Here is a 15,240-nt window from a genome sequence, read left to right on the forward strand (position 1 = left end):
TGAATCATGAACCAAGCCGCCGTGGTACTATTTTCGGCAGCTACCGATCCATTATCCTGCAGATTGTGGACGCCATGTCTGCCGCGGATTGCGCCAGTCGATCGCCTCCAGCAAATAACCCATCTGCGCCGCTGTCAGCGGCACTGCGCCATCCACCGTCTGCGGCCAAATGAAGCGCCCGCGATCCAGGCGCTTGGCATAGAGCGACAAACCGATGCCATCATGCCAGATCGCCTTGATCAGCGAACCACTGCGGCCCCTAAAAACAAAAACATCCCCAGCAAATGGATCTCGGCCAAGCCCTTCCTGCACCTGCAGAGCAAGACCGCGCATGCCCCGGCGCATGTCGGTATGGCCCGTCGCGATCCAGATCCGTACGCTCGCCGAAACCGGGATCACTCGCGCAGCGCCGCCAGCACGCGCCGCAACGCGCCGAGATTGACGTCGCTGCCAACGCGGACGTGTCGGCCATTGCCCAGCTCGATTTCGATGAGCCCGGACGTCGGCACGGATCGCATCGGCGCTACCGAGTGCGGTGCCGAATTGGATGGCATGGATTCCGTGGGAGCCACCCCGATCATCTGCACCGGCATGAACATCGCCATATCCGACGCCGCCCTCAGCACACCCTCACGCACCTGTCGTCGCCAGGTGAACAGAAGGCTTTCGCAAATATCATGGCGAGCCGCGACAGCGCGGATCGCAACACCAGGCTCCTGCGTCTCAGCAACAATGCGCAGCTTATCTGCCGTGCTCCAACGCCGCCGACCCTCACGCCCGGTGATGATCTCCATCACGCCATCCATCGAAACACCTCAAGCGCCACCTAAAGTAGCAACTTAAGGTGGCGACAGATTCACGCCCAGGCGGCCTTCAGCGGAGGGATACTTCCAGCGTGTCGTCCAGGCCGATGATGACCGGCCCACTCGGGACAAAGGTGGTGACCAACAGGCAGAACAGGCATCGCGCTACCCGGCGGCTCGACCAACGGCAGCGATTAAGCACGCGGTGATAGTTGGTGAAATGCGGATCCTGGTCCAGGCCAGTGACCCGAAGCGCCGCAGCCACGGTACGGCGTCCTGGGCTGAGCACGGCACCGATCAGCAGCACCAGCACACGCTGCCAGGTCGGGGCGGTGAACATGTCAGCGAACGGCGCCATCCAATCGGCCGGCTTCACGTGCGCCGCTTCAAACAACCAGTTATCCGCCATCTCAACCCCGATCCAATATCCGGGGTTAGACTCGCAGCCGCAGATTCAGTGGTGAATCCTTGACCTCATCACGTTCGATTCATCACCAGCCAGGCCAAAAATGGCCAAAGTCGAGCTAAGAACATCCGCGCGGCAAGGCCGGTCGGACCGGACTACTCGCCCATATCTTCGAACGCCCAACCTGCGGCGGTGGCGGGCGTGCGCGACCAGCCGCTCTTGCAGCATCCGTTATTCGCAATCCGGTAATACGAGAATAGTGCCGATCCGACCTCTGCGCACCGTTCTGTAAGCCTCATCAACTTTATCGCCTGCCTCAGACGCCCCCGTCAGAAGCGCGACCTTCTCCAAGGAAGCATTGGCAAGATGTTGCTCTAGTAGGATCGCCGCCTGCGCTCGCTCACCCCGCTCCAGAAGCGCGATGATCGCCACGTGTTCCTCGCACTGGCGTCTGACGCGAGAGCGATCGTCAATTTCTTTGTACTCGATGAGGCGCCGCAGCTGATTCTGTCGCACGATCGTCTGGTGAATGAATCGGTTGCCTGACAGAGTCGCTAAAGTCTCATGGAACGTCGCGTTGGCCACGAAGAGTTCGACGTGGCTGGCGCTCGCGTAACCTTCGCTGACTAGTGCCTCCTGTTGTTGCCGAAGTCGCCGGAGCAACACGGAGTCGATCACGAAGGTCGACAGCATCATGGCCGATGGCTCGAGCAGCCTGCGCAACTCATAGCTTTCGGCATAGGATCGCGGTCCGTCGATCATCGGCTGGAACGACCACCCCTTGCTCGTCCGACGCTCGATCCATCCCTCGTTCGCGATGCGGTCTAACAAGCGGCCGACCCGTTGACGGGTCAGGCCGTATCGACGCATCAAGTCGACCTCGGTGACAACAGGCTTCAGTTCGCCCAATAGTCGATCCCGAGCAAGTGCCAGATAAGCTTCATCGTCAGCAGCAAAGGCATGATCGTCGCTACCGGCGGCGATCGATTCGGCAGCCCGAGCGAGGAAATACCCCCTCAATGGCGGGCGGGTCTCGACGATGCCCATCTCTGCAAGATGGGCAAGCGCGCCCCGCACCGGCGATCTGGATGTCCCAAGCACCCTCTCCAAAGATTGCTCGGTAAGGTGATGACCGACCGGAAACCGCTCCCGCCTCACGTAGGCGATCACCCGGTTTGCCAAGAGCGTGTGGAGCTTACTCATCCCCGGATTGTATCACGAACAGGTTCAACAACGCCAGTTTTGTACTGTTATCGCTCTTGATACATCGTTCTCGGTCTAGTTTGTTGGATGGGAACCACGTCGAACAGTGGTGGGCTAAGGGTCTTCGCGACGTAGGGTCTGACGTCCGCTTCCTGAAATTTTGGCTTAGGTAAGGCACCTCGATGGCATTGTCACGTTAACTGGTGGAGTTTGGAAGTAGGCTTGGACCAATTGGGTTGGCACGATCACCCGGTGCTTTGGGCACATGTTTCATGTGTCCATATTTTGAAAGCTTTGGCACGCACTGCACGATAGCGGCCTGCCGTCATCAGGTGGCGTCGCGGTCGGAAGTGCCCGGAGATGAAGGCGTGAGCGGAGCGGAAACGCTGTGCCTGCCGCATCGACTTGAAGCGCTGCATGTGCCGCTCTCGCCGCCGGGTTGGACGGTGAGAGTTTTCGGTCCGGTTGTTCAGGTAACGGCTTTCGCGGTGCTCGGCATCGGGCATCAGCTCGCGTCTCGCCACCTCGTAGCTCTTCAGCTTGTCCGTCACCACGACGCGGAGCGTATAAGATAGACCTTTCAGCAGGCGCTTGAAGAAGCGCTTTGCTGCTGTGCCATCCCGGCGACTTTGCACCAGGATGTCCAGCACGACGCAGTTCTGGTCGACAGCGCGCCAAAGATAGCCCAACTCTCCCTGGATTCGGATGAAGACTTCATCGAGGTGCCATTTGTCACCCGGGCAAGGCCGCCGTCGACGAATGCGGCCCGCGAAATGCAAGCCGAACTTCAGGCACCATCGCCGGACGCTCTCATAGAAGACGATGGTGCGGATCGGGCGGCGTCTTCATCCAACTATCCTCGCTCGGACCACAGCTGAAGGCCAGTTAACGTGACAATGCCTGGCCGTCGCCAAGGTGCCATCCTTCGTCGCCACACTGGGCGATATGACGGTGGCGTCCGGCCTGGCCTTCGTGTTCAGCGACGGCCAGCCGATCTCCGGCCTGTCCGACCAGTTCCTGGCACTGTCGGGCACCGTCCACGGCGTTTCCATTCCGATGATCGTGATGATCGTGATGGTCGTGGTGGTCGCGGTGTCCTGGGTCGTGTTGGCGCGGACCCGGTTCGGCATGCATGTCTACGCGGTCTGCGGCAACGCCCATGTAGCACGCGTGGCCGACGTCGACCAGCGCAGCATCCGCTTTATGGTCTACATCGACGCGGGCGCGCTCGCCGGGCTCGCGGGCGTGATGCTCGCGGCACGCGCCGCCGCTGGGATCGCCAACACCGGCGCGGGCTACGAGCTCAACGGACCGCCGCCGCCGTGATCGGCGGCATTAGCCTCGCCAGCGTCCTCGATAACGGGCTGAACATCATCAGTAATCGATCCAATTAAACTGATCCCCGCATATTTCCTAGATTGATCGTCAACGTGACAATGTCGGTGCGGTTCCCACGTGCTGACGCATGAATGAGTCGACGGCGGCATTAAATGCGTCGGAGTTCTCAAGCTGCGGGAAATGGTTCGCCGATGGCACCGTGGCCTGGGTGCCGCCAGTCGCTTGAGCAGCGACCCTTGCCACTGCGTCGATGGAAGCACTCCATCCACCGGTCACGACCAACACCGGGATCTTTGCTGCGGCTACGGTCTCGGCAGCCCGGCGAAGCTCGATGGGTGTCGCCATCCGACCGCGCAGAAGCGCGCAACCAAGTTGTGCCGCCCCATCCTCGTCGAGATCTCCCATCCCGCGGGAGCTTCTCGCCCCAGCATCCCCCACCAAATCACGCATGAAGATGCGGGCATACTCGGCCGGCGTCGCCGCAGTCAGCAGTGGCTGCATCATCCCCGCGACCGTTGCCTTAAGCTCTGGATCGGCCTCAAGGGCGGGATCGGTCATTGCCAGTCCCTGCAGCGCCGGCTCGACCAGCACCAGCGATCGTACGGCCTCAGGGCGGCGTGCGGCCGCCAGCAGCGCCTCGGCGCCACCCCAGGAATGCCCAATCAGATTGCCACCATCCCCGAGCAAGTCGGAGATCCAGACGGCATCACCCTCCATGTCGTCCGGACCACGCGAAGGGCTTTGACCAAATCCTGGCCGGTCCGCGATGGCGAGCTGCCAGCCCCAGTCAGCCAAAGCCTTCTGTTTGGAGAAGGTCACCGGACCCCCGCCGATCCCACCCTGGACCCCCGCCATGGATGATCACGACCAACGGCCAAGTCGTTCCATGCCGCTCGACGTTGATCGGGAGCCGGATGGCCTCTTCCGCAGGCAACGACGGGACCACTGGGCATTGCGCCAGAAGAGCCGCATGCTTTTCCATGACCATCGAGAGTGACATAAGCGTTTTCCCCGGTGTTCTCGCCTGCCGTCGCTCGGAACGTAACAAGCTTGTGGATCTCGAGCAGGAACCGAATTCGAAAGCCTAGTCAATGCGTGACAGCGATCGAGGCACTCGGGGCGGGCCCGCCTCAGATAAACGGAGCTCTACGGCTTGATGAGCCGAAGGGATTTTAGATGACGCTGCCGTCCGACATTCCGCCTCGCCAGAAACAGGGCGCCGCAGACCGGGGTCAGGACATGGATCGGGTGAGATAGCACGATTGGCGTCACGGACCGGGAACATTGCAATCAGCTGTTCCAGTTATCACGGCTCGAGCTTTCCAGCGGGCGCGCTAGGTTTAGCGACGCACAATGATGAACGTCTCGACCCGTAACCAAGGGCGGTTCCTGACGCACTTTGATTGAGACTGGGGTAGGTGCCTGACGCAGGTTGTTGAAGAATCGGCACACGTTCATTGATATCGACGTGAAATCCTAAGCTTTGGTGCGGGGTCGATGAGACAGACGCGGCACTAGAGTCAGACGTGACGCACTCACGTCGTTGGTGGAGCTTTGGGAAGATGCGGCTTGAGACTGCGGGCGAGAGGTTCTGTCGCAATTTTCGGATGGCTACGATCTGGTATAAGATTTGAGCTTGGTTCGGGTCGGGTGGATGATGGCGATCGAGTTCAAGGGCAGCCACTTCGAGCGTGACGTTATCCTGTGGGGCGTGCGTTGGTATGTGGCTTATCCGCTGAGCTACCGCCAGATCGAGGAGATGATGGCCGAGCGAGGCGTCGAGGTTGACCACTCGACGCTGCATCGCTGGGTGCTCAAGTATGTCCCGAAGTTGGAGGATGCGTTCCTGGCACGTAAGCGCCCGGTCGGCGGTAGTTGGCGGATGGACGAGACCTACGTGCGCATCAAGGGCGTGTGGACGTATCTGTATCGTGCCGTCGACAAGGCCGGTGCCACGGTAGACTTCTTGCTGACCGCGCGACGCGATCGCAAGGCGGCGCTGCGGTTCCTGCGCAAGGCTGCTGGCCGGCATGGTGTTCCCCGGAAGATCACCATCGACAAGAGTGGCGCCAACACCGCGGCGATCGAGAGCTACAACACCGAGCATGATGCCACCATCGAGATCCGCCGGATCAAGTTTCTCAACAACATCGTCGAACAAGATCACCGGGCGATCAAACGAATGACCAGGCCGATGCTGAGCTTCAAGAGCTTCTGGTCAGCACGGATCACCCTGGCTGGCATCGAGATCATGCACATGATCCGCAAGGGCCAGCTGCACTCGACAGGAAAGCTGCGTCCAGCACAGCAGTTCTACTCGCTCGCAGAATAGTCCAGTCCACAAGTCCCAAGACCAGCTCAACCATTCCAAAAACTTGCGACATAACCCGACGAATGCCTAGCTGTCGAATACGAGGACGCGCGGGAAGCCGGAGCCCTTGGGTTCATGGCCCGCGCCCTAGTACAAGCCACGCTGCCTCATTTAGACCCAAAGACCCACTACTTTGAGCGCACGAATGGTTTGGTAACGTTGTCCATCGTCAATCGGCCCCAAGTCGGGGTGCCGTACGGGACGCTGCCTCGAATACTAATGGCCTGGCTATGCACAGAGGCCGTGCGTACACAAAACCCGGAACTCTTGCTCGGTAAAAGCCAAGCTGACTTTATGCGCAAGCTTCAGCTCGCGACTGGTGGTCGGGACGTTGCTCGACTTAAGGACCAGGCTCACAGGCTCTTTTCAAGCATGATCTCATTAACCGGCAAGCGCGGGGATGAGACCGGGCTAGAAAACATATCGATAGCGAAGCGAGCCATGTTGTTCTGGAATCCCAGGGATCCGGAAGAAGAAAGTAAGTGGGAAAGCTCATTGACTTTGACAGCCGACTTTTTCGAGGAAGTGACTAGCTCTCCAATCCCTATAGACATGCGCGTTCTCCATGCTCTCAAACAGTCCGCGATGGCTATGGATATTTATACTTGGCTTACCTACAGGATCTTTCTTCTGCGCTCAAAAAACCGGGGGCAGGTGACTATTCCGTGGGAACGCCTACGAGCGCAGTTCGGAGCGGGTTACGGCAGCCGCAGGAGCTTAACCGCTACACCCGAAGATCAGGCAGAGCGGGATCGCAAAGCTACGTCCCATTTCAGATTTGCGTTTGAACGACGTCTGAGAGAGGTCTTGATCTTTTACCCCGAAGCGCGGGATGCGATTGACGCGACTAAGGCCGGTTTAACAGTACGGGCTTGTGCGTTGCATATCGAGCACCGTCCTTCATGGCGCACCAGGGACCCGGTGACGCTCAGTTGAGCCGGTAATATGCCAACGACAGTCTAGCCAAAAATGCCTGTCCCGCTCGATCTGGCTTCGATTAAGGGGATAATGGAAGTCGTGCTCGACTACGGGAGATTGTCCCGTCACAAGGCCCATTCTGGCGTGAGAGAATTGTTTTCGGTCGCGATACTGCACGTCGGCATAACCCATAGTCTCGATGACCAATAGCGACCTGCCGCCCTTCGGCACGCGATCCGCCTCCAGCAGAAAGTCGGGAATGCAAGGCTCGTGCGGAGTATCGCCATCGCTCTCTGACTCGGTGAGGCCTGTTCTGGCTGACATATCAAACAACGGTTTTACGATAGAAAGCCCAATCCCCTTCTTGTGGAACAGCCAGGTCCGCAGCTGAACTAGCACTTGGAACGTATGGCGTTCCAAGTTGCTGTCCACTGGCATCAAATGCCCTGCCGACATGCAAGGGTGGAGGTATGCCTTCAGCACTTCAACCGGGCTTCGTGGGGACGGACGGCCGACCACGCAAATCGCGAGATACGGCGATCGGGCGCGGCGATCCTCGACGCTCTGGCGGCTATGTCCTTCACGTTCGCCAAAGACGGCAATCTGACCACGCACTGCAACAGGATCCCCCCGCAACGGCTTCAAGACCCCGACCGAGGCATCTTCCACCACGACAATTAAAATTCCATGCGGACGCCCCGACTTCGGGAAACGACCAGGCGGCATTTGGGCGATCCGATCCATGAATTCAGGCAGTGCGGGAAGGTACGTGCAGAGGCATCTCGATAGTTGCACGCCTTTATCAAGCTCGATCCCAGCCGTAGCCGCCCGCAGGGCCTTATACTGTTCACTGACCGGGGCAACCACGCCAGAGGCGGCCACGCGGTTCAAGCTGGCGGTTTCAATCAGGTGCATCAGCAAGGTTGCGAGTGCGCCGCGGCGGCGGCCATAGCTGCGCGATTTTAGCCGCGGCGCACGCTCACCATCGTCGCTACCCAAACCGGCCAGGAGCGAGACGGCCTTGCCTTCGGGCAAGCGGACGTAACTGCGGGTGATGGCACGCTGCTCGGCTGCATCGCGGTGAAACTCGCACTCGAGGTCGTGCCTCGGCCAAGGAGGATCATAGTGGCGGCGGATATGGGCTTCCGAAACCGGAACCAGGGCGGGTGGCACCACCTCAGGGCCGAGACAATCGCATAGGAACCAGCACCCCGCACCAACCCGCTGATAGCGTTGGATGACGGCCGCGCCTGCTGCCCGATCCTCGGGTTCTGCATAGCGGCCAAACGCCCGGCGTAGCGCCTGGTCCTCCGGGACCGATAACTCCCGCACAACCTCCACAGTACCGCGTCGGCTCATCTTCAGCACAGTCGTCTCCCATTGCTTTGCTGAAGCCTTGCTTGGTTCGGCGCGAACGAAAATAGCAGCCGAAGGCACGGATTTAGAGGTGCCGTTCGCCCCAAGCCACCTGAGGCTAGAGCCAGGATCGGCAAATATGGGGATGAGAATGCCGCTATCGCTTGCGCCTTGGCCGCCACAAGGGTGCGTCGCCAGTGCTCCCGCCTGCTGCGCAGGCGCCCTTGTCCCGTCCGCGGCACGCGATCGTCGGATCGTATTCAAAGGACAGGAGTGCGGATGATGAGCGGTCATGATGGCGAGTTGGAGCAGATGAGGACAGGAGTCAGTTGTGCCGTGTTGCTGGAACGGCATTCGCCACCCTGGCGGTTGGACAAGAAGGAGAGCACCCGTCACTGCCTGAAATACCGCAGGGCGGCCGGCGAGGTCCTGCTGGTCACCCATGAGGGACGAGGCTGGTGGGACCCAGGCAGCACCGCGAAGGGCGATGTTTTCGGCTTGGTGCAGTATCTCAATCCCGGCCTGAACTTCGGCGAGGTGCGCAAGCTGCTGCGCCCGTTTGTTGGTTTGAGTCCATCCTACCCAGCGCACGAAGCTCGTTCGGCACCACCACGACCGGTCGTGCCGTTTGATGTGAAGTGGAACAGCCGACGCCGGCCAGCGCGGGGGTCGCCGACCTGGCGCTACCTGACGGAGCAGCGTCGCTTGCCGACGCCCACGGTTCTTGCCGCTGTTTATGCCGGGGTTCTGCGCGAAGGCCCCTACGCCAGTGCCTGGTTTGCTCACCATGACCACGACGGCGGACTGACCGGGATCGAGATGCGCGGCCCCGAGTACCGTGGCTTCAGCCCGGGCGGCGAGAAGACCTTGTTCCGGTTGCCGGGGAAACTAGCCAACAGCAGCGTCCCGATGCGCCGTCTGGTGGTGGCCGAGGCGCCGATCGACGCCATGAGCATCGCGACCCACGAGCGCTTGCGTGCTGACACGCTCTATCTTGCGACGGCAGGCGGCATGGGTCCGGCAACGCTGACAGCCCTCGAGCTGCAGCTTCGAGAGCTTTCAGAACGACCGGGAGGTGTCCTGGTCGCCGCGACCGACAATGACCGGGCCGGGGACGGCTACGCCACCCGGCTGATCGAGATGGCGCAAGCGGCGGGGGTTGGCTCTGAACGCTTGCTGCCACTGCATGGACTGAAGGACTGGAACGACGTGCTCAAGCAGGGGAGGTCTTCATGAGGCCCGATCGCGCCTGGGTGCTGCTGGGCTCCGGCCGCCGTTTGAATCTTGTCGACCCGCAGCCGGACGACTGGCAGGACATGGATTTGGCGGTCGGCCTGTCGCGCACCTACCGCTGGGGTGGTCACTCACACTGGGACCTGCCGCTGTCCGTGGCCCAGCACAGCTTGCTGGTGTTGGTGCTACGCCAGCAGATGCAGCCGCATCAGCCGCTGACACCGGGCGAGGCCTTGCGGGAGCTGCTGCACGACGCGGATGAAGGGCTGCTCGGCTTCGACCCGATCTCACCGCTCAAGCCTGTCAACGGCGGTTGAACCCTCCGCAGAAGTGGCGGAGTAAAATTCCCCACTTCGTTACGGCATCTGTTTATTGGGTATTGGCGTCAGGGTTTTTGGGAGGTCGTCCGCGTCGACGAGGCGTGTTGGCAGCCGGCACTGCATTTGGCTTCGGGTGCAGGGCTTCCGGAAAGAGGTCAGCATGCTGACGTAGGCGATAGCTTGCGCCCTCGATATGCACGACGACGGCGTGGTGCAGGAGGCGATCCAAAAGGGCTGTGGCGACGACGGGATCGCCAAAGACTTCAGCCCATTCCGAGAATCCGCGGTTGCTGGTTAGGATCATGGCGCCACGTTCATATCGGGCGTTGACCAGTTGGAAGAATAAGTTTCCGGCGGCGGCGCCGACGGTGAGGTACCCGATTTCATCGATAATGAGCAGCTGCGACCGGCAAAGATAGCGAATGCGCTCGCGCAGACGTCCCTCCCGATCAGCTTTTGTCAGGCTCTCGATGATGTCAGCGAGGGGCGAGAAGTAAACACTGCGACCGGCACGGATCGCCTCCACACCAAGAGCTGCGGCGAGATGACTTTTGCCGGTTCCGGACTGTCCGATGAAATGAACCACCTCGTGGCGGTTGATGAAATCGAGCCCGGCCAGGGCCATGATGCGGTTACGGTCCAGTGAGGGCTGAAACGAGAAGTCAAAGCCGGTCAGGGTCTTGATGGTGGCCAGCCTGGCCATCTGCAGGGCCGCCTTGATCCGGCGGCTTTCGCGCAAGGTGATCTCCTCGGCGAGCAGCATGTCGATTGCCTCGATGGCACTGATCTGTCCGCGCTCGAGCTGCTGGATGACGTCATCGAGTGTCTCCAGGGCGCGCGGCATGCGCAGGCCGACAAGATTATGCCGGATCCGCTCGATGGGCGCCTCGAGCTGAGCTGCCGGTCTCACGCGGCCGCTCCGTCCGCGGCGAGCCGCTTGCCGACGGCATCATAGAACGCCAGGGGTCGGAGTGCGACGACGTCACCGGATCGGCCGGGTAGTGGACCATTGCGAGGTGTCTGACTGTTGGGCGGAGGTGGTGCGCTCCGGTGCCCGGCGATGATACGGCGCTGGCCGCGTCCCTCCAGCACGGGATGGGTAGCGACGACGTGCCCCTCCTCGAGAATGCGCACTTCGCTGGCGGTGCTGTGCACCTCGACCGGCCGGCGATGGGTGGTATCGGGCACGCTGTAGAGATTGCCGTCGACGGAGACCATGCCGTCGCGGGTGATGCGCCGCTCCAGGCGCAGCACGGCCTGGAACGGTCCGGCCGGAAGCGGCTGCAGGCGTGGGCGCTCCTCGGCGAAATGCTCGCTGACCACGCGCTGCGTGGTGGCGTGGATGCGGGCGTTGGCAACCCGATCAAGCCACTGGCGGAACTGGTCGTTGAGGTCGCCAAGGTTGCGAAAGCTGCGACTGAGGAAGAAATCCTCGCGGATGTAGCGGAACGGCCGCTCCACCTTACCCTTGGTTTTGGCCCGATAGGCCTGGCAGGCTTTGGGCAGGTAGCCGTAGTGCCGGGCGAACTCGACGACAGTCCGGTTGTAGACGATGTGGCCAGCCTCGGGATCCTCACGACTGAACACTGTGCGCATGCGGTCGTAGAGGATTTCGGTCGGCGCACCGTGCAACGCCTCGAAAGCCGCGGCATGGCAACGCAGCAAGGTCTGCAGATCCTGATGCGGCACGAACCGTCCCCACAGCATCCGGCTGTGGCCCAGCACGAGCGAGAAGAGCCACACGACCCGCTCGACACTTGGCTCGTCGGTGAACACGGTGCGAAAATGGGCGAAGTCGACCTGCGCCTGGCGACCTGGTGGCGTCTCGAAGCGCACCTCGAAACCAGCTGGTGTGGTCGGCCGGACGCCGCGCAGGAAATCCTTTACCGCCGTGTAGCCCCCGGCATAGCCAAGATCGCGGATCTCACGATGGAGGCGGCTGCCGGTCAGGTCAGGATAGGCCGCGACACGCTCACGCAGGTAGGGATGGAACGGAGCCACCTTGGCGGGTCGTGGCTGTCGCGCCTGGTAGATCGGCGGCTCGAGACCCCGCTCGATATATTTGCGCACGGTCTTTCGATCGGTGCCGACGCGACGCGCGATGGCCGATACGCTCAACCCTTGCCGATGCAGATCCAGGATCATGACGAGCTCCCCAAGCCTGACCACCATCGCTCTCCCTCGAACCATCGAGGGGATGGTGGCCTACCGCCGGGCGCTGCCCCACAGCAGCCAGCCTCAGGAACCAGCCGCCACAATAAAGTGGGGAATATTCAAACGCCCGATCTGAGGAGAATGCAGGCGCCACTGACAAAGCCGCACCTGGGCAAGGACTTTGCCGCCCTGACCCAGCGCCTGCAGCACGCCATCGCGGTTCGCTACCGGCTGCCCGACTGGTCGCATGAGGACTACCTCCTGCATAAGCGCGCCGATCATCTGGCCGCCGCGTCTGAGGCTTTGCACGTGGCCGGCTGGGCACGCGACGCCGTGCACGAAATGCTGGGCATTTGCATGAGCCCGGTGATGACGGACCCGATGCCGTGCCTCGAGGGGTGCCTACCGTGGCAGCCATGGGCGCCGCGCCGCGCCGCCGCCGTGTTCCTGGCCAAACTGCGAGAGCTTGTCGGAGCCGACAGTCTGGAAGCTCCCGCTGACCTGACAGCGGCGGTCGAGCGCGAGGCGATTCTGGCCCGCCTTGGTGCGGATTCCAATGAATGCGGCCACTGATTCCAATCGATGGTGGCCACCGATTCCAATCGAAGGCGGCCTGGGATTCCAATGATCCCGGCCAGGGTCGTCATCGACGTGGTTATGGGGTCAGGCGGTGACTTCGGCGTCAAGCATGATCGCCTTTGCGGCCTGTTTTCTGAGTGACTCTCCTTTCAGGATGAGGCGGTGGGCGTTGTGGACGAGGCGGTCGAGGATCGCATCGGCAATGGTCGGATCGCCGATGACCTCGTGCCAATGATCGACCGGAACCTGGCTGGTCACGATCGTCGAGCCTTTGCCATGACGGTCGTCCATGATCTCCAGCAGGTCGCGTCGCTGCTCGGCGCTGAGCGGCGTGAGACCCCAGTCATCCAGAATTAGGACCTGCACCCGGGCGATCGTCTTCAGCATGCGGGCATGGCGTCCGTCGCCACGGGCCAGAGCGAGAGCCTCGAGCATCCTGGGCATCCGGTAGTAGGCGACAGAGCGGTCGTCCCGGCAGGCCTTGTGGCCGAGCGCGCAGGCCAGCCACGACTTGCCTACGCCGGTCGGTCCCAGGATCAGCAGGTTCTGCTTGCGGTCGATCCAGTCGCCGGCTGCAAGCTTTTGGAACAATGCCCGATCGAGTCCGCGTGCGCTGCGCAGGTCGACGTCCTCGACCACGGCCGCCTGGCGGAGCGCTGCAAAGCGCAGCCGGGCAACCAGTCGCTTGTTCTCCCGGTCGGTGCTCTCGCGATCGATCAGCAGTGCCAGCCGCTCCTCGAAGCTCAGTGCTGCAATGTCGGGCTGTCGTCGCTGGTCGTCGAACGCCTTGGCCATGCTGCCGAGGCCAAGGGCGATCAGGCGTTCCTGGGTAGGATGGGCAAGCATCGGATTTTCCTTTGTCAGTGGTAGTAGCCGCGACCGCGGATGTTCTCGTGCAGTACGGGAGCGGTGTCGGGGGCCGGGTCCTCCTGGAATGCGCGGTCGAGGCCGTTTCGCAGGATTGAGGCGATCGAGCCGTAGCTGCGGGCGCCAATGCTGACGCCACGCTGGCAGGCCGCCTCCAGGCGAGCGCTGCCATAGGTCTTGGCCAACTGCAGGATGCCGAGGCAGGCGCGGAAACCCTGCTCGGGATGCGGCTTAATGCTCATGATCGTCTCGACCAGGGCGGTGGTGCCCGGACCGACCTCGGCAGCGAACGCCTGGATCCGCGCCGGCGTCCAACTGGCGTAGCGGCGATGGGCGCTCGGCACGTGCTCAGGTGTTGTCGTGTGCCGCCGGCGCAGCGTCGACCGCGAATGCGCCGCGACCCGCTGGCCGGCGTGGAACACCTCGATCGTCGTATCGGTGATGCGGGCTTCGACCAGCTCGCGGATCAGACGCGACGGGACCGAGTAGAAGTGGCCGTGCAGTTCGACATGGTAATCGGGTGCCACCCGGCAGCGCTTCCACTCGGCATAGGCGTAGGGCTCGGCTGGCAGCGGCATCAGCGCCGGCCGGTCGATGCTGTCGAAGAACTCCCGCCGGCTGGCGCCAAGCTTGCGCATCAGTCGGGCATTCATGTCGCCCTGGACGGCGTGGATCGCCTCGTTGAGCTCGCCGAGCGACAGGAACCGCCGGTTGCGCAGCCGCGCCAGGATGAACCGCTCGACGATCAGCACCGCGGTTTCGACCTTGGCCTTGTCGCGCGGGTGACGGACACGGGCTGGCAGCACCGCCGTGCCGTAATGCGCCGCCATCTCCTGGTAGGTGCGGTTGATCCCGGGCTCGTAGCGACAGGTGGCCGTGACGCCAGAGCGCAGATTGTCGCAGACCAGGAGCTTCGGCACGCCGCCCAGAAACGTCAGCGCGTTGACGTGCGCGCCAATCCAATCCGCCAGCCCCTCGCTCCATCTGGCCTCGGCATACGTGTAGTTCGACGCACCCAGCACCGCGACGAATACATGCGCCGGACGCTCCTCTCCGGTCGCCCCATCGAACACCGGCACGGTGTCGCCGGCGTAGTCGACGAACAGTCTTTCGCCGGCAACGTGCGTCTGTCGCATCGTGGCGCTGACACCACGGCGCCAACCGATGTAGAGCCCGCAGAAGCGGCTATAACCGTAGCCGTCCGGATGCTCTGCTCTGTATTCTTCCCAGAGCAGCACCAGGGTTACACCCCGGCGGCGGAGCTCGGCATGGACATGGTTCCAGTTCGGCGCTGCCCGAACCAGGGCCGTGTCGAACCCGGCCGGCGTGAACAGCCGCCGCTCCAGTTCGGCATCGTCCATCTCGGTCGGCAACGGCCAGATGATCCCGATCACCGCCGTCCGCCGCAGATACTCGCCCACCGTCGTCCGGCTGATCCCCACCGACTGGGCAATCATCCTCTCGCTCGCCCCACAGGCATGCCGCAGCCGTAATACCTCGCGAACCTTGCGCATCGACACTCTCTCGGCTGGCATCGCGTCCCCCACTCGTCATGGGAGCCACGCTACCGGGCATCAGATCGTCGACTTCAAAACCAGCCCCGACGGGGTGGCCGCATTCGTTGGAATCAATGGCCGCATTCAATCGGAATCACCGGCCGCTTTGACTCGGAATCCGCACTCCTGCCCTGCC

General features: G+C 62.2%; 15 protein-coding genes and 2 pseudogenes. 6 read left to right on the top strand and 11 right to left on the bottom strand.

The window, feature by feature from the left end; translation table 11 throughout:
- Nucleotides 1-51: 51 nt before the first annotated feature.
- The 5 genes and pseudogenes from tnpB to HN018_RS23100 form a co-directional block, all read right to left on the bottom strand.
- Nucleotides 52-333 (bottom strand): IS66 family insertion sequence element accessory protein TnpB, encoded by a 282-nt coding sequence (gene tnpB / locus HN018_RS23080; protein WP_338034028.1) that lies wholly within the window; start codon nucleotides 331-333, stop codon nucleotides 52-54.
- 62 nt (nucleotides 334-395) lie between these two features.
- Nucleotides 396-806 (bottom strand): IS66-like element accessory protein TnpA, encoded by a 411-nt coding sequence (gene tnpA / locus HN018_RS23085; protein WP_172443548.1) that lies wholly within the window; start codon nucleotides 804-806, stop codon nucleotides 396-398.
- A gap of 67 nt (nucleotides 807-873) precedes the next feature.
- Nucleotides 874-1,212, bottom strand: a complete 339-nt coding sequence (locus HN018_RS23090; protein ID WP_172443549.1) for a transposase — start codon at nucleotides 1,210-1,212, stop codon at nucleotides 874-876.
- A 228-nt stretch (nucleotides 1,213-1,440) separates the two neighbouring features.
- Nucleotides 1,441-2,412 carry a GntR family transcriptional regulator gene (locus tag HN018_RS23095; RefSeq protein WP_171837953.1) on the bottom strand — a complete coding sequence of 324 codons (972 nt, stop codon included), beginning with the start codon at nucleotides 2,410-2,412 and terminating at the stop codon, nucleotides 1,441-1,443.
- A 245-nt stretch (nucleotides 2,413-2,657) separates the two neighbouring features.
- Nucleotides 2,658-3,236: pseudogene (locus HN018_RS23100) on the bottom strand (IS6 family transposase); the annotation flags it as partial.
- Between the two features lie 127 nt (nucleotides 3,237-3,363).
- Here HN018_RS23100 and HN018_RS23105 point away from each other — a divergent pair.
- Nucleotides 3,364-3,738, top strand: coding sequence for an ABC transporter permease subunit (locus HN018_RS23105; RefSeq protein WP_239479373.1), 375 nt, complete (start codon nucleotides 3,364-3,366; stop codon nucleotides 3,736-3,738).
- Nucleotides 3,739-3,837: 99 nt separating this feature from the next.
- Here the strand turns inward: HN018_RS23105 and HN018_RS23110 are convergent, their stop codons facing one another.
- Nucleotides 3,838-4,605, bottom strand: a complete 768-nt coding sequence (locus tag HN018_RS23110) for an alpha/beta fold hydrolase (protein WP_171837950.1) — start codon at nucleotides 4,603-4,605, stop codon at nucleotides 3,838-3,840.
- An 802-nt stretch (nucleotides 4,606-5,407) separates the two neighbouring features.
- Here HN018_RS23110 and HN018_RS23115 point away from each other — a divergent pair.
- Nucleotides 5,408-6,082 carry an IS6 family transposase gene (locus HN018_RS23115; RefSeq protein ID WP_171837419.1) on the top strand — a complete coding sequence of 225 codons (675 nt, stop codon included), beginning with the start codon at nucleotides 5,408-5,410 and terminating at the stop codon, nucleotides 6,080-6,082.
- A gap of 114 nt (nucleotides 6,083-6,196) precedes the next feature.
- Nucleotides 6,197-7,057, top strand: a complete 861-nt coding sequence (locus tag HN018_RS23120) for a replication protein RepA (protein ID WP_171837804.1) — start codon at nucleotides 6,197-6,199, stop codon at nucleotides 7,055-7,057.
- Here the strand turns inward: HN018_RS23120 and HN018_RS23125 are convergent.
- Nucleotides 7,022-8,407, bottom strand: a complete 1,386-nt coding sequence (locus HN018_RS23125; protein ID WP_171837803.1) for a hypothetical protein — start codon at nucleotides 8,405-8,407, stop codon at nucleotides 7,022-7,024. The genes HN018_RS23120 and HN018_RS23125 overlap by 36 nt on opposite strands.
- A gap of 267 nt (nucleotides 8,408-8,674) precedes the next feature.
- Here HN018_RS23125 and HN018_RS23130 point away from each other — a divergent pair, with 267 nt between their 5' ends.
- Nucleotides 8,675-9,631, top strand: coding sequence for a DUF3991 and toprim domain-containing protein (locus HN018_RS23130; protein WP_239479374.1), 957 nt, complete (start codon nucleotides 8,675-8,677; stop codon nucleotides 9,629-9,631).
- Nucleotides 9,628-9,939, top strand: a pseudogene (locus HN018_RS23135) (hypothetical protein); the annotation flags it as partial. The gene HN018_RS23130 and the pseudogene HN018_RS23135, both read left to right, overlap by 4 nt.
- Nucleotides 9,940-9,997: 58 nt before the next feature.
- On the opposite strand, the gene istB (HN018_RS23140) reads toward HN018_RS23135, so the two are convergent.
- Together istB (HN018_RS23140) and istA (HN018_RS23145) are read right to left on the bottom strand one after the other, a co-directional pair.
- A complete protein-coding gene (istB, locus tag HN018_RS23140; protein ID WP_172443550.1) occupies nucleotides 9,998-10,792 on the bottom strand; it encodes an IS21-like element helper ATPase IstB in 795 nt (264 codons plus the stop codon).
- Nucleotides 10,793-10,854: 62 nt separating this feature from the next.
- Nucleotides 10,855-12,117: an IS21 family transposase gene (gene istA, locus HN018_RS23145; protein WP_172443561.1), complete on the bottom strand. Its 1,263-nt coding sequence runs from the start codon at nucleotides 12,115-12,117 to the stop codon at nucleotides 10,855-10,857.
- A 126-nt stretch (nucleotides 12,118-12,243) separates the two neighbouring features.
- Between istA (HN018_RS23145) and HN018_RS23150 the strand changes: the two genes are divergently transcribed.
- On the top strand, nucleotides 12,244-12,675 hold the full coding sequence (locus HN018_RS23150) for a ubiquitin family protein (protein WP_171836051.1): 432 nt from the start codon (nucleotides 12,244-12,246) through the stop codon (nucleotides 12,673-12,675).
- 90 nt (nucleotides 12,676-12,765) lie between these two features.
- Here the strand turns inward: HN018_RS23150 and istB (HN018_RS23155) are convergent, their stop codons facing one another.
- Nucleotides 12,766-13,527 (bottom strand): IS21-like element helper ATPase IstB, encoded by a 762-nt coding sequence (istB, locus tag HN018_RS23155; RefSeq protein WP_171836052.1) that lies wholly within the window; start codon nucleotides 13,525-13,527, stop codon nucleotides 12,766-12,768.
- Nucleotides 13,528-13,541: 14 nt separating this feature from the next.
- Nucleotides 13,542-15,083: an IS21 family transposase gene (istA, locus tag HN018_RS23160; RefSeq protein ID WP_171836053.1), complete on the bottom strand. Its 1,542-nt coding sequence runs from the start codon at nucleotides 15,081-15,083 to the stop codon at nucleotides 13,542-13,544.
- Nucleotides 15,084-15,240: the final 157 nt, after the last annotated feature.

It is taken from the genome of Lichenicola cladoniae, assembly GCF_013201075.1.
GTDB lineage: Bacteria > Pseudomonadota > Alphaproteobacteria > Acetobacterales > Acetobacteraceae > Lichenicola > Lichenicola cladoniae.

Coding starts and splice junctions, on each gene's coding strand:
- istA (WP_171836053.1), bottom strand. CDS start 15,083: ATGCCAGCCGAGAGAGTGTCGATGCGCAAGGTTCGCGAGGTATTACGG.
- HN018_RS23130 (WP_239479374.1), top strand. CDS start 8,675: ATGATGAGCGGTCATGATGGCGAGTTGGAGCAGATGAGGACAGGAGTC.
- istB (WP_172443550.1), bottom strand. CDS start 10,792: ATGCCGCGCGCCCTGGAGACACTCGATGACGTCATCCAGCAGCTCGAG.
- tnpA (WP_172443548.1), bottom strand. CDS start 806: ATGGATGGCGTGATGGAGATCATCACCGGGCGTGAGGGTCGGCGGCGT.
- HN018_RS23095 (WP_171837953.1), bottom strand. CDS start 2,412: ATGAGTAAGCTCCACACGCTCTTGGCAAACCGGGTGATCGCCTACGTG.
- istB (WP_171836052.1), bottom strand. CDS start 13,527: ATGCTTGCCCATCCTACCCAGGAACGCCTGATCGCCCTTGGCCTCGGC.
- tnpB (WP_338034028.1), bottom strand. CDS start 333: ATGCGCGGTCTTGCTCTGCAGGTGCAGGAAGGGCTTGGCCGAGATCCA.
- HN018_RS23115 (WP_171837419.1), top strand. CDS start 5,408: ATGGCGATCGAGTTCAAGGGCAGCCACTTCGAGCGTGACGTTATCCTG.
- HN018_RS23120 (WP_171837804.1), top strand. CDS start 6,197: ATGGCCCGCGCCCTAGTACAAGCCACGCTGCCTCATTTAGACCCAAAG.
- HN018_RS23150 (WP_171836051.1), top strand. CDS start 12,244: ATGCAGGCGCCACTGACAAAGCCGCACCTGGGCAAGGACTTTGCCGCC.
- HN018_RS23090 (WP_172443549.1), bottom strand. CDS start 1,212: ATGGCGGATAACTGGTTGTTTGAAGCGGCGCACGTGAAGCCGGCCGAT.
- HN018_RS23110 (WP_171837950.1), bottom strand. CDS start 4,605: ATGGCGGGGGTCCAGGGTGGGATCGGCGGGGGTCCGGTGACCTTCTCC.